Source organism: Mesorhizobium sp. M0292, assembly GCF_040321695.1.
Lineage (GTDB): Bacteria > Pseudomonadota > Alphaproteobacteria > Rhizobiales > Rhizobiaceae > Mesorhizobium.
In genome coordinates this window covers 13,813-30,072 of the sequence record NZ_JAMYSB010000038.1, presented here as the reverse complement: position 1 = coordinate 30,072, position 16,260 = coordinate 13,813, and the positions used below count along the sequence as shown (strand labels likewise).

Below are 16,260 nucleotides of genomic sequence, written 5' to 3'. Positions count from 1 at the left end.
CTTTCCCGTATTTCGACCAGTATCCGATAAATTACGCCACGACCGTCACGGTGCCCCTGGTTGCCAGCTAGGATACGGCCGGCTTCGTTGAGTTGGCGGCGCCGAACTCAGACCGTAACGGATCGACTGGGAACCATCGCTCGATCTGGAATTGTACTTGCAAGAGGTCGATTCTCTTCGCGGCTGTAGATGCTTAAAGCTCGCTCCTGAGACCTCAGGGATGGACTTTTTCTATGGAACTAAAGTCAGGCTGCTTGCTTGGTCGCGTCCGTGAAAATCACCGAAAACCAGTCCATCAGTGCTGCAACATGCCGACAGGCTATCTCAGTCACCAAGCCTTTGATCTTGCTGGTGATCCCGACAGGAATCGAACCTGTGACCTACAGATTAGGAATCTGCCGCTCTATCCTACTGAGCTACGGGACCACGCGGCCCGACACATAGCCGCTTCCGATCGTTTCGCCAAGAGGCTCGCCGAAGGCAATGAAGAGGCCGGCCGAAGGCTAATCGGCCGGCCTTTCGTCGGGGCAGGTCAGGCTGCCAGCGCCGTTTCGGCCAGTTTCACCCAGTAGCTCATGCCGTGCGGTATGACTTCGTCGTTGAAGTCGTAGGCCGGATGATGGAGGCCGGCGGTCTCGCCATTGCCGATGAAGATGAAGGCGCCAGGTCGGGCTTCCAGCATGTAGGAGAAGTCTTCGCCGCCCATCACCGGCTGGATGGCGCGGTGGACCTGGGTGTTGCCGGCGACATGTGCCGCGACATCGCCGGCAAAGACCGTTTCTTCCGGATGATTGAAGGTCACGGGATAGTTGGCGTCATAGTCGACAGTGATCGTCGCGCCGAAGGCGGTGGCTATTCCTTCGCAGATGGTGCGGATGCGCTCTTCCGACTTCTTGGCGATCTCTTTCTTCAGTGTGCGCACCGTGCCGGCAATCTCGGCGGTCTCGGGAATGACGTTGTAGGCGTCGCCGGCGTGGAACTTCGTCACCGAAACCACCACCGCCTCGACCGGATCGGTGCTGCGCGAAGCGACCGTCTGAAGGGCGCCGACCAACTGGCTGGTGATGACGATCGGGTCGATCGTGCCGTGCGGCATCGCCGCATGGCCGCCGCGGCCCTTCACGGTGATGGTGAACTCGGCGGTCGCCGCCATGATCGGGCCCGGCCGGATGGCGAACTGGCCCACCGGCAGGCCCGGCATGTTGTGCATGCCAAAGACGCGCGAAATATCGAAACGCTCCATCATGCCGTCCTTGACCATCTCGTTGCCGCCGCCGCCGCCCTCTTCCGCCGGCTGGAAGATGACCGCGACCGAGCCGGCGAAATTGCGCGTTTCGGTCAGATATTTGGCGGCGCCCAAAAGCATCGCCGTATGGCCGTCATGGCCGCAGGCATGCATTTTGCCGGGAATGGTCGAGGCATAGGGCTTGCCGGTGATCTCGTTGATCGGCAGCGCGTCCATGTCGGCGCGCAAGCCGATGGTCGCGCCTTGCCCCTTGCGGCCATGGATGATGCCGACGACGCCGGTCTTGCCGAGGCCCGTCACCACGTCGTCGCAGCCGAATTCCTTCAGCTTCTCGGTGACGAAGGCGGCGGTCTTGAAGACATCGAAATTCAGTTCTGGCGTCTGGTGCAGATGGCGTCGCCAGCCGGCAACTTCATCCTGCATCTCGGCGGCGCGGTTGAGAATCGGCATAATGGTTCCATCTCGCTGTTGGAGCAGACGATCTGGCCTGCTTGATTGCAATTGTGATTGCCATGCTTGTTGCCATCTTGGCACTTTGCCATCTTGGCGTCACATAGGGTAAATAGCACCCCAGACAATGTGATCCGGAAATTGAGGGCCGGATCAGGTCATGCTGGCCATCGCGTAACGAAATCTTACGGAGCCAGGGGCGACTACGGCAAGAGGCGATTTCGGATTCCATGATGCGGCACAGCCATATCCTCAAATTACTGCTAACGGGCGGCTTGGCGCTACCCATGCTGGCTGGGCCAGCTTTGGCCAATCCGGTGATCCTGTTCGACCTCAACAGCGGCAAGGTTCTGCAGCACCAGGACGCCTTCAAGCGCTGGTATCCCGCTTCGCTGAGCAAGCTGATGACCGCCTATGTCACCTTCCGGGCGATTGCCGCCGGCGAGGTCCAGCTCGATTCACCGATCAAGGTGACCAAGCATTCGGCGGGCGAACCGCCGAGCAAGATGGGCTTCAAGCCGGGCTCGGTGATGCGGCTCGACAATGCGTTGAAGATGATGCTGGTCAAATCGGCCAACGATATCGCCATGGCCATCGGCGAAAACATAGGCGGCTCGCAGGCCGGATTCGCCGTTCGCATGAATGCGGAGGCGGCGCGGCTCGGCATGACCGGAACGCATTTCGTCAATCCGAACGGCCTGTTTTCGCCGGAGCAGTATACGACGGCGCGCGATCTTGCCCTGCTGGTGATGGCGATCCGCAAGGAATTCCCGCAATACGCCCCCTGGTTCTCGATCGAAGGCCTTGCCGTCGGCAAGAAGGCGATCTCCAACTACAATCTCTTGATCGGGCGCTATCCCGGCGCCGACGGCATGAAAACCGGGTTCGTCTGTCCCTCGGGCTTCAACATGATCGGCTCGGCGACACGCAATGGCCGCACGCTGGTCGCGGTCGTGCTCGGCGAAAAATCGGCGATCAGCCGTGCCGAGACCGCCGCCAGGCTGCTTGACCAGGGCTTTGCCATGCCCGACCCGAACTGGCTCACGGTCGCGGCCATGCCTTCCTATGGCGATACCATGTCACCCAACGACATGCATGATGAGATCTGCAGGAAGAAGGCGCCGCACGAGCAGTCCGAGGCGGCTCCGCCGGTGGCCGCGAAGGGCGCCGACGTGCCGAAATCGCCCTATCAGGAAAAGCTCGACCACGTGCCGACGCTGGTTGCAGTCGGCCTCGGCGGCGCCACCGGGCCGGCGCCGAAGGCGATGCTCGACCAGGGCGGCCAGGAATACGCCGATGTGCCGCTGCCGAGCTGGCGGCCAGACATTCCGGCGCCAAAGGGCGCCGAACCGGCCGTGGTGGGCCAGGCAACCGCGGTGCAGGGCGACCAGCTGGTCAAAGCCGCGAACTAGGCGATGGCTGGCTTTCCGATACCCGTCACGGTGGTCACCGGCTTCCTCGGCGCCGGCAAGACGACATTGCTCAACCGGCTGCTCAAAGATCCGGCACTGGTCGACACGGCCGTCATCATCAACGAATTCGGTGAGGTGGCGATCGACCACCTGCTGGTCGAGCAGGCCTCGGACGGCATCATCCAGTTGTCCGACGGCTGTCTGTGCTGCACGGTGCGCGGCGAACTGGTCGACACGCTGGCTGACCTCGTCGACCGGCTGCAGACGGGCCGTATCGCCCGCCTCGCCCGCGTCGTCGTCGAAACCACCGGGCTCGCCGATCCGGCGCCGGTGCTGCAGTCGATCATGGCGCATCCCGCCCTTGTGCAGGCCTTCCGACTTGATGGCGTCATCACGCTGGTCGACGCGGTCAACGGCAATGCGACGCTCGACGGCCATGTCGAGGCGGTCAAGCAGGTGGCGGTCGCCGATCGCATCGTGCTGACCAAGGTCGATCTGGCCAGCGATTTCGGCGACGTCGATGCTTTGCGAACGCGAGTCCATCAGCTCAATCCAGGCGCCGTGGTGCTGGAGGCCGGCGACGGCCGAACCGGCGTCGCGGCGCTGTTCGATTGCGGCCTCTACAATCCGGCGGCCAAATCCGCCGATGTCCGGCGCTGGCTCGGCGAAGAAGCCGCCCATGAGCACCATCATCATCATGATCATGACCACGGCGAGCATGAGCACCACCATCACCACGATTCCCGCGTGCGCTCCTACTCGCTGGTCCATGATGGGCCGGTGCCGTTCTCGGCGATCGAGATGTTCCTCGACCTGCTGCGTTCTGCGCATGGCGACAAGCTTTTGCGGATGAAGGGCGTCATCGAGCTTGCGGAGGACCCGTCGCGGCCGCTTGTTGTCCACGGGGTACAGAAGATCCTGCATCCGCCGGCGCGGCTGCCGGCATGGCCGGACGGCCAACGCGGCACCAGGCTGGTGCTGATCACGCTCGATATGCCGGAAGATTATGTGCGCCGGCTGTTTTCCGCTTTCACCAACCGGCCGTCGATCGACACGCCGGATCGCGCGGCGCTGGAGAGCAATCCGCTGGCGATAGCCGGGGGCTGATTCTCAGGCTCGCTATGCGCCGCGTTCGACCAGGAAGCGGTGGCCGCCGCTGACGGCTGACGTTTCAACCAACTGGTGACCAGCGTCGGCGCAAAAGGCGGGGATGTCGATGACCGCCAGCGGGTCGGTGGTCTCCAGCCAAAGCCGGCTGCCCGGCTGCATTGCCGCCAGGCGTTTTTTCGCCTTGAGAACGGGCAGAGGGCAGTTCAGGCCCTTGAGGTCATAGATCGCGGTGTGATTTGTTTGTTTGTCTTCATGCATGTCTTTGTCCCAAAACCGCGGCGCACTTTTGGGCGGCATGCATCGGCAAGGCGAAAACCTCAGCCGCCGAACATGCCTAGCAGCTTGTTCTTGATCTTCGACATCCGGCTTTCGTCCGCCGGCGGTTCTGCAGGCGCCGCCTCGACGCTCGCAGTGGCGACCGGCTGCTGCTTGGCTGCTTCCTTTTCGGCCAGCGCTTGGGCCTTTGCCGCTTGCTTTTCAGCCAGTGCCTGGGCCTTGGCGGCTTTCGCAGCCTCGATGGCAGCAACCCGCTGTTCCTCGGCCTTGCGCTTGGCTTCCTTCTCTGCGTCCAGCGCCGCCATCTTGCGGCCGGCGGGCGAATCGATGCGGCCCATGCGCGCCGTCTCGGTCAGCGTGCCGTCGGAATTCAGCGACGGCGGTTCGATCGGCACGCGCTCGCCCCGGGCGCGGCGCTTCGACCAGTCGGAAACGATGCTGGCTTCCTTGATGCCGGCAATGGTCGGCTTGGGCGCCGGAACACTGGCCTTGACCGCGCCGGTGAAGGCCGCGTCATAGCTGCTTTGATAGGCGTTGAGTGCGCTCTTCAGCGAATCCGGCTGCGTGGTCGCGGGGCAGGCGCCAGTCGGATCGAATGTCGTGCCCTCAGGCGCCACCTGGTTGAAGACATAGCGCTTGTCGCAGACATCGACCTTCGGCGGCACCTTGGTGATCTCGAAGTTGTCGTAACCGACCTTCAGCATCTTCCAGAACTCATAGTTCGGGTCGTTGCGGTAGCGCGCCATGTTGGCGGCGGTCATGCGGAACGGGAAGGCCTGGATCTGGAACTCGGTCTGGCCGCCCTGAAAGGCATCCCGACCAAAAGCGTAGATCTGCTCGATCTGCGGGTCGGTCATCGAATAACAGCCCGACGACGAGCAGGCGCCGTGCACCATCAGATTGGCGCCGGTGCGGCCATTGGCACGGTCATAGGCGTTGGGATAGCCGATGTTGAAGGACAGGTGATAGTTCGAGCGCGGATTCATCTGCGACGGGCGGACCGTATAGAAACCTTCCGGCGCCTGGCGGTCGCCCTCGGTGTATTTCGGGCCGAGCTTGCCCGACCATTTGCAGATGTCGTAGCTGGCGACCATCTCGTAGCGGCCGGTGGTCTTGGCCTTCCAGATTTCGAGCTTGCCTTCTTCCTTGAAGATGCGAGCCATCACCGACGAGGTGCGGATCATGCCCTTGGCTTTCATGTCGGCCAGGATCTTGTCCGGCAGCGGCTTGCTGGCTTCCGGCGCAAAATTCTTCATCGAGGAATCGTTGCAGCCGGCAACGCCAAGCGCGGCGATCAGGAGTCCAGTGCGGGCAAGCTTGGTAAACATGGATACGGCTATGTCTTTTTCTCGCGGCACGGCCGGATAGCGCCCGGGCCTGCATGCTGAACACTGACGGACCCTAAGCCCGTTAACCTTGAAAATTCCTTACCGCAAGCGTCGGACGGCGCCCCCCACGGCAATTCGCCCGGTGTCACGGATTTTTTATTGAGCCGAATGCGGCGGCATTTTTGTGGCGAAATTGCTCCTTGACGCCACATTGCGGTGCGCTGCCGGCCAAAATCAGAGGCTGCGGCCCATCGCCAGATATTTTTCGCGGCGCTGTTCGCGAAAATCGGTGTTGGCGCCGGCAAAATCCTTCATCGTCTTGGCGATGAGATCGCCGGTGGCGGCGATCACCGTTTCGGGCGCGCGCTGGGCGCCGCCGAGCGGCTCGGCAATGATGGCGTCGATGATCTTCATTTCCAGAAGGTCCTGGGCGGTGATCTTCATGTTGGTCGCCGCATCTTTCGAGCGCGTGGTGTCGCGCCACAGGATCGAGGCAGCGCCTTCCGGCGAGATCACCGAATAGATGGCGTGTTCCAGCATGTAGACGCGGTTGGCGGTGGCGATCGCAATGGCGCCGCCCGAACCGCCTTCGCCGATTACAACCGAAATCGATGGCACTTTGAGGCCGAGGCAGGCCGAGGTTGAGCGGGCGATGGCTTCAGCCTGGCCGCGTTCCTCGGCGCCAACGCCGGGGTAAGCGCCGGCGGTGTCGACCAGCGTCAGAAGTGGGATCTGGAAGCGGTCGGCAAGTTCCATCAGCCGCACGGCCTTACGGTAGCCTTCAGGGCGCACCGAGCCGAAATTATGCTTGAGCCGGCTCGCCGTGTCGGAGCCCTTTTCCTGGCCGAGGACGGCCACCGGTTCGCCGCGGAATCGGGCGAAGCCGCCGATGATCGCCTGGTCCTCGCCGAAATTGCGGTCGCCGGCGAGCGGCGTGAAATCGCTGAACAGACCCTTGATGTAGTCGAGGCAATGCGGCCTGTCGGTGTGGCGCGCGACCTGCACCTTCTGCCACGGCGTCAGCGCCTTGTAGATGTCGCGCAGCGCGTCGCGCACGCGCTTCTCGAGCCGGCTGATTTCGTCGCCGACATCGACCGCCTCGCCATTCTCGGCAAGCTTCTTCAGCTCGAGGATCTTGAGTTCAAGGTCCTGCACCGGCTTTTCGAAATCGAGGTAATTGTACATTCTTGAGCGGACCGATGCGTCGGAAGGCAAACATCGCGCAGATGTAGGCTCCGCGCGGGCACGTTGCCCTCACATAGCGATATGAGGCCTAGTCGGCAAGCGGATGATGATCGTTGACCAGCCGCACCAACCGCTCTTCCAGCACATGCGTGTAAATCTGCGTGGTCGAGATATCGGCGTGGCCGAGCAGCTGCTGCACCGCCCTGAGATCGGCGCCGTTCTGCAGGAGATGGCTGGCGAAAGCATGGCGCAGCACATGCGGCGAAATTTTCGCCGCCGATATGCCGGCCCGCGCGGCAAGGCCTTTGAGATCGCGGGCAAAGACCTGCCGGGAGAGAAAGCCGCTGTCGCCGGCGGCCGGGAACAGAAACGGGCTGTCGGCGAAAGCCGGCACCGTGGCCCGGGCTGTGAGCCAAGCCCGCATCGCCGTGCGGGCCTTGGCCGACAGCGGCACCATGCGCTCCTTGTCGCCCTTGCCGCGCACCATGAAGAAGCGGTCGTCGCGCTGGGCGACGGTCACCGGCAGGCCGACTAGTTCGGAGACGCGCAAGCCGGTGGCATAGAGCACCTCCACCAAAGCGTGCAGGCGCAGTGCAGCCACCCGGTCACCATTGACGGCATCGCCTGTCTCAAGCGCGGCGCGGTCGAGCAGCCGACCGGTATCGGCCTCGCTCATCGTCTTGGGCAGCGGCCGGCCCTTTTTCGGACTGTCCAGCGTGCCGGTCGGGTCGTCGCCGCGCAAGCCCTCGGCGTAGAGGAACTTGAAGAACTGGCGGATCGCCGACAGTTTGCGCGCCTGCGACGTCGAAGCAAAGCCGCGCGCCGCGATACCGTCGAGATAGGCGCGGATGTCGGCTGAGGCGGCAGCGGCAAGCCCGCCGGCAATCTGCTGCGAAGCGTCTTCGAGATCACGGCGGTAGGAAGACAGCGTGTTTGCAGCGGCACCGCGTTCGGCGCTCATCATCTCGAGAAAGGCTTCGATGCGAGCCGCGCTGTTCATGTTCCAGGGGTCAGTTTTGGGTCAGTTTTTCTTGGGGTTCAGCTTTTCCGGTGGGATGCGCACGGTGATTTCGGCTTTTTTCGGCTCGACGAACATCGCCAGCGCCACCATCGTACCATAGGCAATGCCGGCAAGAATCATCATCGTCACGACAAAGCGGAACAGTGTCGGCATCAATCTTCGCCCGTCTTCTTGCTCTGCGATTCCAAGCCCGTGTCCTTATGGGACGCTAATTCCGTCAATTCAAGGACGAAGGGCTCTGCGTGCGAAAGGCGCTATGCTTGACGCAAACGGGCTTTTGATGTCGATACGCCTGCAAAGACGGCTTAGAAACAGCATGGTCTCATGAACGCGTTACCAGCAAATCCTCCCGGCGATAGCCATGCCGCGCTGCTCGACAGGCTGGGAAGCCGCTCGATCGTCTTTGTCGGCCTGATGGGCGCCGGCAAGACGGCGATCGGCCGCAAGGTGGCGACGATGCTGTCGCTGCCCTTCGTCGACAGCGACCAGGAGATCGAAACCGTGTCGCGCATGACGGTGCCGGAACTGTTCGAACGCTATGGCGAGACCGAATTCCGGGCATTGGAGCAGCGCGTCATCCTGCGCGTGCTGGAGAGTGGGCCGCAGGTGCTGTCGACCGGCGGCGGCGCGTTCATGAATGCGCAGACGCGGGAAGCGATCGCCGGGCATGGCGTGTCGGTGTGGCTGAAGGCCGAGATCGACCTGTTGATGGAACGCGTGTCCAAGAAGCAGAACCGGCCGTTGCTCAAAAGCGCCGATCCGCGCGCCGTGCTCGAGCGGCTGATGGGCGAGCGCTACCCGTTCTATGCCACGTCCAACATCACCGTGCCGACACGCGACGACCGCAAGGAGGTCATTGCGACCGAGGTTGTCGACGCGCTGTGCGGGCATTTCGGCATTCCGGCTCCGACTGCGCCGGGCGAGGTGCGGCTGTGAGCGAACCGGTCACTGTCGAGGTCGGCCTTGGCGAGCGTGCCTATGACATCCTGATCGGCCCCGGCCTTTTGGCGCGCGCCGGCGCCGAGATTTCGCGCCGCCTGCCCGGCACGAGGGCGGCGGTGGTCACCGACGATAATGTCGCGGCGGCACATCTCGACGCGCTGAAGGCCGGTCTGGAAACACGCGGCATCCAGCCTGCCGTCATCACTTTGCCGGCCGGCGAAAAGACCAAGAGCTTTGCCCATCTCGAAGAGGTGGTCGACGGCGTGCTCGCCGCCAAGCTGGAGCGCGGCGATGTCGTCATTGCGCTCGGCGGTGGCGTCATCGGCGACCTCACCGGCTTTGCCGCCGGCATCGTGCGCCGCGGCATGAATTTCGTCCAGATTCCAACCTCGCTGCTGGCGCAGGTCGATTCCTCGGTCGGTGGCAAAACCGGCATCAACAACCCGCGCGGCAAGAATCTGGTCGGTGTCTTCCACCAGCCGAAACTGGTGCTGGCCGATACCGAAGTGCTCGACACGCTGCCGATCCGCGAATTTCGCGCCGGCTATGCCGAGCTTGCCAAATACGGGTTGATCGACCGACCGGCGTTTTTCGCCTGGCTGGAAGCGAACTGGGAAAAGGTGTTCGCTGGCGGACCGGAGCGGGCCGAGGCCATCGCCGAGGCGTGCCGCGCCAAGGCCGATGTCGTCGCCCGCGACGAGTTCGAAACCGGCGACCGCGCACTGCTCAATCTTGGCCACACGTTCGGCCATGCGCTGGAAGGCGCCACACAGTATGACGGCGCCCGCCTCGTCCATGGCGAAGGCGTCGCCATCGGCATGGCGCTGGCGCACCGCTTTTCCGCAAGGCTCAATCTGGCCAGCCCCGACGACGCGGCGCGGGTCGAGGCGCATCTTCGCGCCGTCGGTCTACCCTGGCGGATGGCCGACATCCCTGGTGAGTTGCCCGATGCCGAGGCGCTGCTTGGCTTCATCACCCAGGACAAGAAAGTGTCGCGCGGCGCGCTGACATTCATCCTGACGCGCGGTGTTGGCCAGGCTTTTATTGCCAAGGATGTACCGGCGTCGGAAGTGCTTTCGTTCCTCAGGGAGAACCACCCGGGCCAGGAAAGCCGGCAGCGATGATCAACGAGCCCGGCTGGACCGTCGTCGCCGTCCTTGCCATCCTCATCCTGCTGGTCCTGGCCGTGCGCACGCGCCTGCTTGCCATGTTCGGCTATGAGCTGTCGCGCATCGAGCCGCAGCGCTCGACACAGGACGAGTTGCGCGGCGCGGTCGACGATTTCCGCCGCGACGGCCAGATGGTGCGTGAGGACCGCGACCGTGTCGGCGGGCTGTTCGATCTCGCCGAGCTCGAAGTCTCCGACATCATGGTCCACCGTACCAATATGCGCTCGGTCAATGCCGACAATGGGCCGGAAGCGGTGGTGCGCGAGATCCTGCAAAGCCCGCACACCCGCATGCCGTTGTGGAAAGGCTCGCTCGACAACATTGTCGGCGTGCTGCACGCCAAGGACCTGCTGCGAGCGCTGAACGAGGTCGGCAACGACTTTTCCCGGATCGACGTGATGAAGATCGCGTCGAAGCCTTGGTTCGTGCCCGACACCACCACGCTGCAGGAACAGCTCAACGCCTTCCTGCGTGCCAAGGCGCATTTCGCTATCGTCGTCGACGAATATGGCGAGGTCGAAGGGCTGGTGACGCTGGAGGACATTATCGAGGAGATCGTTGGCGAGATCGCCGACGAGCACGACGTCGACATTCAGGGCGTCAAGCAGGAGGCGGACGGTTCCGTGGTCGTCGACGGCACCGTGCCGATCCGCGATCTCAACCGGGCGCTCGACTGGAACCTGCCTGACGAGGAAGCGACCACCATTGCCGGGCTGGTCATCCACGAGACGCAGTCGATCCCCGAGGAAAAGCAGGCTTTCACCTTCCACGGCAAGCGCTTCGTGGTGATGAAACGCGACAAGAACCGGATCGCCAGGATCAGGATCAGGCCGGCGGGCGAATCCTAAAGGTACCGAGCAGGTCCGCCACGTGACGCTCTTTGCCGAGCTTATGCCGCGATCTGGCTCGTAGACCGTTCGTGGATTGTCGCACCGGTTTGAGCGTCAACTGCGACCAGGCTGACCTCGTAGCCCCAGAGGCTGCGGACATGGCGGAGCGTCGCGTCACGGCTGGCCCCTTCGAGCACAACACCATCCTTTACCCTGTGTTGCAGCCGCAACTGCCGGTCGCCGAGCAGGTCGACATCAATCACCTGGATGTCCGGCCGATTCGCTCCAAGGTCGTAACTGTGGGCAAGCTGGGCGCGTATCTTGTGATAGCCACGTTCGTTGTGGATCGACGCGACTTCGAAATGCGGTTTGTCGGCTCCATCGCCAAGCACGAAGAACCGCCATTTTCGGATCAAGCTCGGGCTGAGGTACTGGCGGATAAAGGATTCGTCGCGGTGGTTGGCCCAGGCCTCAAGCAGGACCTCGCGCCAGTTGCCATGTCCTGCAATGTCCGGGAACCAGTCGCGGTCCTCCGCCGTCGGCTCGGTCGAAATGCGCTGTATGTCCTGCATCATGTCGAGGCCGAGGGCATAGGGATTGATGCCTGAAAACCGGGGATCGTCAAAGGCCGGCTGGAAGATCACGTTCGAATGGTTGCGCAGGATTTCGAGCATGGCACCTTCGCCGATCCGGCCACGATCGAATAGCATGTTCATGAGCGTATAATGCACGAAGGTGGCGCAGCCTTCATTCATCACTTGAGTCTGTCGCTGCGGGTAGAAATATTGCGCGATGACGCGGACGATCCTGATGATCTCGCGCTGCCAGGGTTCCAGGATCAGGCTGTTCTTCTCGAGGAAATAAAGGAGGTTTTCCTCGGGAAGGTTGAGCGATCTCTTGCGCTCCGCCATCCCTTGATCCTCATTGCCGGACTTGTTTTTGTTCTGCGACGGCGGCAGCGTGCGCCACAGGTCGTTGTAGGAGCGCTCTTCGTATTCGAGGCGCTCGCGAAGCCCTTCGCGCTGTCGCTCCGACGAGAGCTTTGGCGGCCGGTGGTAGCGGAACACCCCTTGTTCCATCAGCGCATGGGCGGAATCGAGAATGGCCTCCACTGCTGCAAGGCCGTGCCGCTCCTCGCACCGGGCGATGTAGCCCTTGGCGAAGTCCAGATAACCCAGGATTGCCCCGGCGTCGGTCCATTGCTGAAACAGATGATTGTTCTTGAAGAAATGATTGTGGCCAAGCGCCGCGTGGGCCGTCACAAGGGCCTGCAACGCCATGGTGTTTTCCTCCATGAGGTAGACGATGCAGGGATTGGAGTTGATGACCAGTTCATAGGCCAGCCCCCGACCACCCTTACGGTAAAGAAGCTCCTGGTGAAGGAAATGTTTGCCGAACGACCAATGCCGATACATCAGTGGCATGCCGATAGATGAGTAGGCGTCGAGCATCTGCTGGGAGGAGATTATCTCCATCTGGACCGGGTAAGTATCGAGATGCAACTCGTCGACCGCGATCGCCTCGATCTCTTCAAAAGCCCGCGATAATTTCTCGAAATTCCAGTCGGAACCGGAAAACAACAAATTCGTTTCGTTGGCTCGCCTGACCATCTCTCTCTCTCAAGCGCTCTTGATGGCCACCGGCTGCCTGGCGAAGAGCCGGTGGAAGACCGGGTAAATATCCGCGGGAGCAGCGATGCGGCTCATCTGGAAGTTGGGCCATTTCAGCTCGATCGTACTGTAGGCGCGCCAAAGCGACGTCCCGTTTTCGGTAGCACCGAATATGTGGCTCTCGCGTTCGTCGATGATCTCGACATAGGCGAAATACTGGCACAGGCGCATGAGCTTGCCGTTCATGAGCTCTATGCATCGCTCGGAATCGGTGGTGAAATTGTCCCCGTCAGAGGCCTGCGCGGCGTAAATGTTCCACTCGCTGGCAGGATAGCGCTGGCCGATAATGCGGTGCATTTCGTCGAGCGCGGTGGAGACGATCGTACCGCCGCTCTGCGTGTTGTAGAAGAACGTGTCCTCATCCACTTCGTGCGCCTCATGGGTATGGCGGATGAAGACGATCTCCGTGCGTTCGTAGCGCCGTTTCAAGAACAGGTGCAGCAGCACGAAGAAGCGTTTGGCCAAGTCCTTTTCGCGTTGGCCCATCGATCCGGACACGTCCATAAGGCAGAACATGACGGCATTGGCATTCGGCACCGGCCGGGCGTCGAAGCGGTTGAATCGGATATCGACCGGATCGACAAAGGCAATTCGCCTGCGCCGTCGCTCCAGCCGGTCAAGCTCGTCGCGTAATTCCGCGATGCGCTGGCGCACCGCCGCGCCGGCCGGGGCCGACTCAAGGGTGACGATTTCCCGGAGGATCGCCTCCAGTTCCTGCTGCGTGGGGCGCCTCAGCGCAATGCGCCGGCCTAGGCTGTTGCGCATGGTGCGGCCGGCATTGATGTTGGTCGGGGAACCGGTTGCCGCGAAGCCGGCCCGGCGCGGCTTGAAGGCAAGGATTTCCTTGAGATTGAGCTTAACCAGGTCGGGCAGTTCGAGATCCTCAAAAAAGAGTTCGAGCACCTCCTCGCGTGACAGCACGAAACGAAAATCGTCTTCCGACGCCGTGTTTCCTGGCGACGACGCCGCGCCGCCCCCATGCGGCTTCGGGAGCAGGTCTCCAGGGGAAAAATGCCTGTTGCCCGGAAGGATGTGTCGGCGCCGTCCGCTGGCCCTGTCATCGTTGAAGCTCGGCTCGGCCGTTTTCCTTTCAGGCATGGGCACGGCGTGCTCGGTATCCACGTCGGCGATCCTGCCAGTGCGGATTTGATCGCGAATGCTCCGCTTCAACTCCTCGCGAGCACGCCTGAGGAAGCGTTGTCGATTGCCGAGGCTCTTGTCCTTGGGGTTCAGGCGACGGTCGATGAAGATCGGCATGGAACCATCCGGCTCTGTCAACCCGCCTTGTTCACCCGCATGTACCAGTCCACCAGCCGGCGTACCTGCCGTTCTGTGTAGCCACGCTCGATCATGCGCTGCACGAATTCGTTGTGGCGCTTTTCCGTAACGCTGTCTTGCTTGGAGCCGAAGCTGATCACCGGCAAGAGGTCCTCGACCTGTCCGAACATCCGCTTCTCGATGACCTCGCGCAGTTTTTCATAGCTGGTCCATGACGGGTTGCGGCCGTGGTTTCTTGCGCGAGCGCGCAGAGTGAACTTCACCACCTCGTTACGGAAGTCCTTGGGATTGGCGATGCCTGCCGGTTTCTCGACCTGCGAAAGTTCGTTGTCCAGGATCTCCCGGTTGAGGATCTGGCCGGTGTCGGGGTCCTTGTAGTCCTGGTCCTCAATCCAGGCATCCGCATAGGCGATGTAGCGGTCGAAGAGGTTCTGGCCGTATTCGCTATAGGACTCCAGATAGGCCTTCTGGATTTCGTGGCCGATGAACTCGGCGTAGCGCGCCGCAAGCTCCGACTTGATGAATTCAAGATAGGCCGCTTCCGTTTCCTTCGGGAACTGCTCCCGCTTGATCGCCTCCTCCAGAATGTACATCAGATGCACAGGATCGGCGGCCACCTCCTCATTATCGAAGTTGAATGTCTGCGAAAGGATCTTAAAGGCAAAGCGCGTGCTGACGCCCGTCATGCCTTCATCGACGCCGGCGGCGTCGCGATATTCTTGGACCGACTTTGCCCTGGGATCGACTTCCTTCAGATTTTCGCCGTCATAGGCGCGCATCTTGGTGTAGAGCGGCGAGTTGTCGTGCTCGGCCAAGCGCGTCGAAACTGCAAAGCGGCTGAGGATGTCCAAAACTTCAGGGGCACAGGGGCTGGCGGCCAACTCGCTCTCACGCAGCAATTTCTCATAGATCTGCCTCTCTTCGGTGATCCGCAGGCAATAGGGTACCTTGACCACCAGGATGCGATCGAGAAACGCCTCGTTGTTCTTGTTGCTCTTGAACTGTTGCCATTCCGACTCGTTGGAATGGGCGACGATGATCCCCTGGTAGGGAAAGGCGCCGAAATTTTCAGTGCCGTTGTAGCTGCCTTCCTGTGTCGCGGTCAGCAGCGGATGCAGAACCTTGATGGGTGCCTTGAACATCTCGACGAATTCAAGCAGACCTTGCGTGGTCCGGTTCAGGCCACCGCTGTAGGAATAGGCATCGGGGTCGGACTGGCTAAAATTTTCCAATTGCCTGATGTCGACCTTGCCGACCAGGGCCGAGACATCCTGATTGTTCTCATCGCCAGGTTCGGTCTTGGCAATGCCGATCTGGCGCAGCCGCGAAGGCATCAGCTTGACGACGCTGAATTTGGAGATGTCGCCAGACAATTCGTCGAGGCGCTTGGCCGCCCATGGCGAAATCAATCCGTTCAGCCGGCGCCGGGCTATGCCGTATTTATCCTCTAGCAGATCACCCATGTGATCGGGATGGAACAGCCCAAGCGGCGACTCGAAAACCGGGCTGATCTGGTTGCCGACCTTCAGCGTGTAGATCGGGCGCTGCTCCATCAGTTTCTTCAGGCGCTCGGCCAGAGAGGATTTGCCGCCGCCGACCGGGCCGAGGAGATAGAGGATCTGCTTGCGTTCTTCGAGACCCTGCGAGGCATAGCGGAAATACCCGGCTATGCGCTCGATCGTATCCTCCATTCCATAGAAGTCGGAAAAATGAGGGTAGACCTTGAGGGTCCGATTCGAGAAAATGCGGCCGAGCCGCTCGTCTTTGCTGGTGTCAACCAGTTTTGGTTCGCCGATTGCGTCGACCATCCTTTCGGGCGCCGAAGCGTACATCGATTTGTCTTCCCGACAGGCAAGAAGATACTGTTGGATGCTGACCTCTTCGTCCGCCGCATTGGCATAAATTTCCGAAAAAAGATCGAAGACGTCGGATTGGGTTGCACGCATGATGTTCTGCCCTCGGAGCCGATCTGGATTCCAATCGCCTCATCACCTTCAACTGTCGGAAAGCATTGTTGGTTCCCTTCACATGAAGGAGAGTGGCTGCAATCCGGGTAGAAGGCTTGGGAGGAAACATTCGGAGTGGCTGGAATGGCGGGTTGCCCGGTGCTGCGGCGCTGATGGGCGGCGTTGTCGCCGGCCAGCTATCTCGATGGACACAAGCATCCGCCGACCTTCATCGCCTATTCGCGCGCCGAAGGCCGCGACGACCAATCGAAGGCTTTGCCAAACGCCTGCGCGCCATCGGCACTGAAGTGACGCTGTTCGACGGCAACGCCTACACGCATATGTCGATCAATCACGACTTCGGCGAGGACGGCGACGCGTTGACCGCCGCGATGCT

General features: G+C 61.7%; 14 protein-coding genes and 1 tRNA gene. 5 read left to right on the top strand and 10 right to left on the bottom strand.

The window, feature by feature from the left end:
• Positions 1-349 precede the first annotated feature (349 nt).
• A tRNA-Arg gene (locus NKI96_RS31205) sits at positions 350-426 on the bottom strand.
• Between the two features lie 106 nt (positions 427-532).
• Positions 533-1,696 carry a M20 aminoacylase family protein gene (locus NKI96_RS31200; protein WP_023750534.1) on the bottom strand — a complete coding sequence of 388 codons (1,164 nt, stop codon included), beginning with the start codon at positions 1,694-1,696 and terminating at the stop codon, positions 533-535.
• A gap of 233 nt (positions 1,697-1,929) precedes the next feature.
• On the opposite strand from NKI96_RS31200, the gene NKI96_RS31195 reads away from it, so the two are divergent.
• Together NKI96_RS31195 and NKI96_RS31190 are read left to right on the top strand one after the other, a co-directional pair.
• Entirely contained in the window at positions 1,930-3,108 is a 1,179-nt protein-coding gene (locus NKI96_RS31195) for a D-alanyl-D-alanine carboxypeptidase family protein (protein WP_023699101.1), read from the top strand.
• 3 nt (positions 3,109-3,111) lie between these two features.
• Complete coding sequence (locus tag NKI96_RS31190) at positions 3,112-4,215, top strand: CobW family GTP-binding protein (RefSeq protein WP_352807654.1); 1,104 nt, start codon at positions 3,112-3,114, stop codon at positions 4,213-4,215.
• A 12-nt stretch (positions 4,216-4,227) separates the two neighbouring features.
• Here the strand turns inward: NKI96_RS31190 and NKI96_RS31185 are convergent, their stop codons facing one another.
• From NKI96_RS31185 to NKI96_RS31165, 5 genes are all read right to left on the bottom strand, one after another.
• A complete protein-coding gene (locus tag NKI96_RS31185; protein ID WP_027050749.1) occupies positions 4,228-4,476 on the bottom strand; it encodes a sulfurtransferase TusA family protein in 249 nt (82 codons plus the stop codon).
• Between the two features lie 59 nt (positions 4,477-4,535).
• Complete coding sequence (locus NKI96_RS31180) at positions 4,536-5,822, bottom strand: L,D-transpeptidase family protein (RefSeq protein WP_352807652.1); 1,287 nt, start codon at positions 5,820-5,822, stop codon at positions 4,536-4,538.
• 234 nt (positions 5,823-6,056) lie between these two features.
• Complete coding sequence (locus tag NKI96_RS31175; protein WP_352737954.1) at positions 6,057-7,007, bottom strand: acetyl-CoA carboxylase carboxyltransferase subunit alpha; 951 nt, start codon at positions 7,005-7,007, stop codon at positions 6,057-6,059.
• A gap of 88 nt (positions 7,008-7,095) precedes the next feature.
• Positions 7,096-8,007, bottom strand: a complete 912-nt coding sequence (locus NKI96_RS31170; protein WP_352807650.1) for a site-specific tyrosine recombinase XerD — start codon at positions 8,005-8,007, stop codon at positions 7,096-7,098.
• Between the two features lie 21 nt (positions 8,008-8,028).
• Positions 8,029-8,181, bottom strand: coding sequence for a hypothetical protein (locus NKI96_RS31165; protein WP_023670666.1), 153 nt, complete (start codon positions 8,179-8,181; stop codon positions 8,029-8,031).
• 171 nt (positions 8,182-8,352) lie between these two features.
• Between NKI96_RS31165 and NKI96_RS31160 the strand changes: the two genes are divergently transcribed.
• From NKI96_RS31160 to NKI96_RS31150, 3 genes are read left to right on the top strand one after another with little or no spacing between them, the layout of a single operon-like run.
• Positions 8,353-8,964 carry a shikimate kinase gene (locus NKI96_RS31160; protein WP_352807648.1) on the top strand — a complete coding sequence of 204 codons (612 nt, stop codon included), beginning with the start codon at positions 8,353-8,355 and terminating at the stop codon, positions 8,962-8,964.
• Positions 8,961-10,094, top strand: coding sequence for a 3-dehydroquinate synthase (gene aroB, locus NKI96_RS31155; RefSeq protein WP_352807646.1), 1,134 nt, complete (start codon positions 8,961-8,963; stop codon positions 10,092-10,094). The genes NKI96_RS31160 and aroB overlap by 4 nt, the downstream gene beginning before the upstream one ends.
• Positions 10,091-10,987 carry an HlyC/CorC family transporter gene (locus NKI96_RS31150; protein ID WP_023670669.1) on the top strand — a complete coding sequence of 299 codons (897 nt, stop codon included), beginning with the start codon at positions 10,091-10,093 and terminating at the stop codon, positions 10,985-10,987. Before aroB ends, NKI96_RS31150 begins: the two co-directional genes overlap by 4 nt.
• Before the next feature lie 41 nt (positions 10,988-11,028).
• Here NKI96_RS31150 and NKI96_RS31145 read toward each other — a convergent pair whose 3' ends face one another.
• Genes NKI96_RS31145 through NKI96_RS31135 form a run of 3 tightly spaced genes read right to left on the bottom strand, consistent with a single transcriptional unit; the run spans position 11,029 to position 15,863 of the window.
• Positions 11,029-12,579, bottom strand: coding sequence for a SpoVR family protein (locus NKI96_RS31145; protein WP_023670670.1), 1,551 nt, complete (start codon positions 12,577-12,579; stop codon positions 11,029-11,031).
• 9 nt (positions 12,580-12,588) lie between these two features.
• On the bottom strand, positions 12,589-13,896 hold the full coding sequence (locus tag NKI96_RS31140; protein WP_023685368.1) for a YeaH/YhbH family protein: 1,308 nt from the start codon (positions 13,894-13,896) through the stop codon (positions 12,589-12,591).
• A 17-nt stretch (positions 13,897-13,913) separates the two neighbouring features.
• On the bottom strand, positions 13,914-15,863 hold the full coding sequence (locus NKI96_RS31135; RefSeq protein ID WP_023714986.1) for a PrkA family serine protein kinase: 1,950 nt from the start codon (positions 15,861-15,863) through the stop codon (positions 13,914-13,916).
• Between the last annotated feature and the right edge of the window lie 397 nt (positions 15,864-16,260).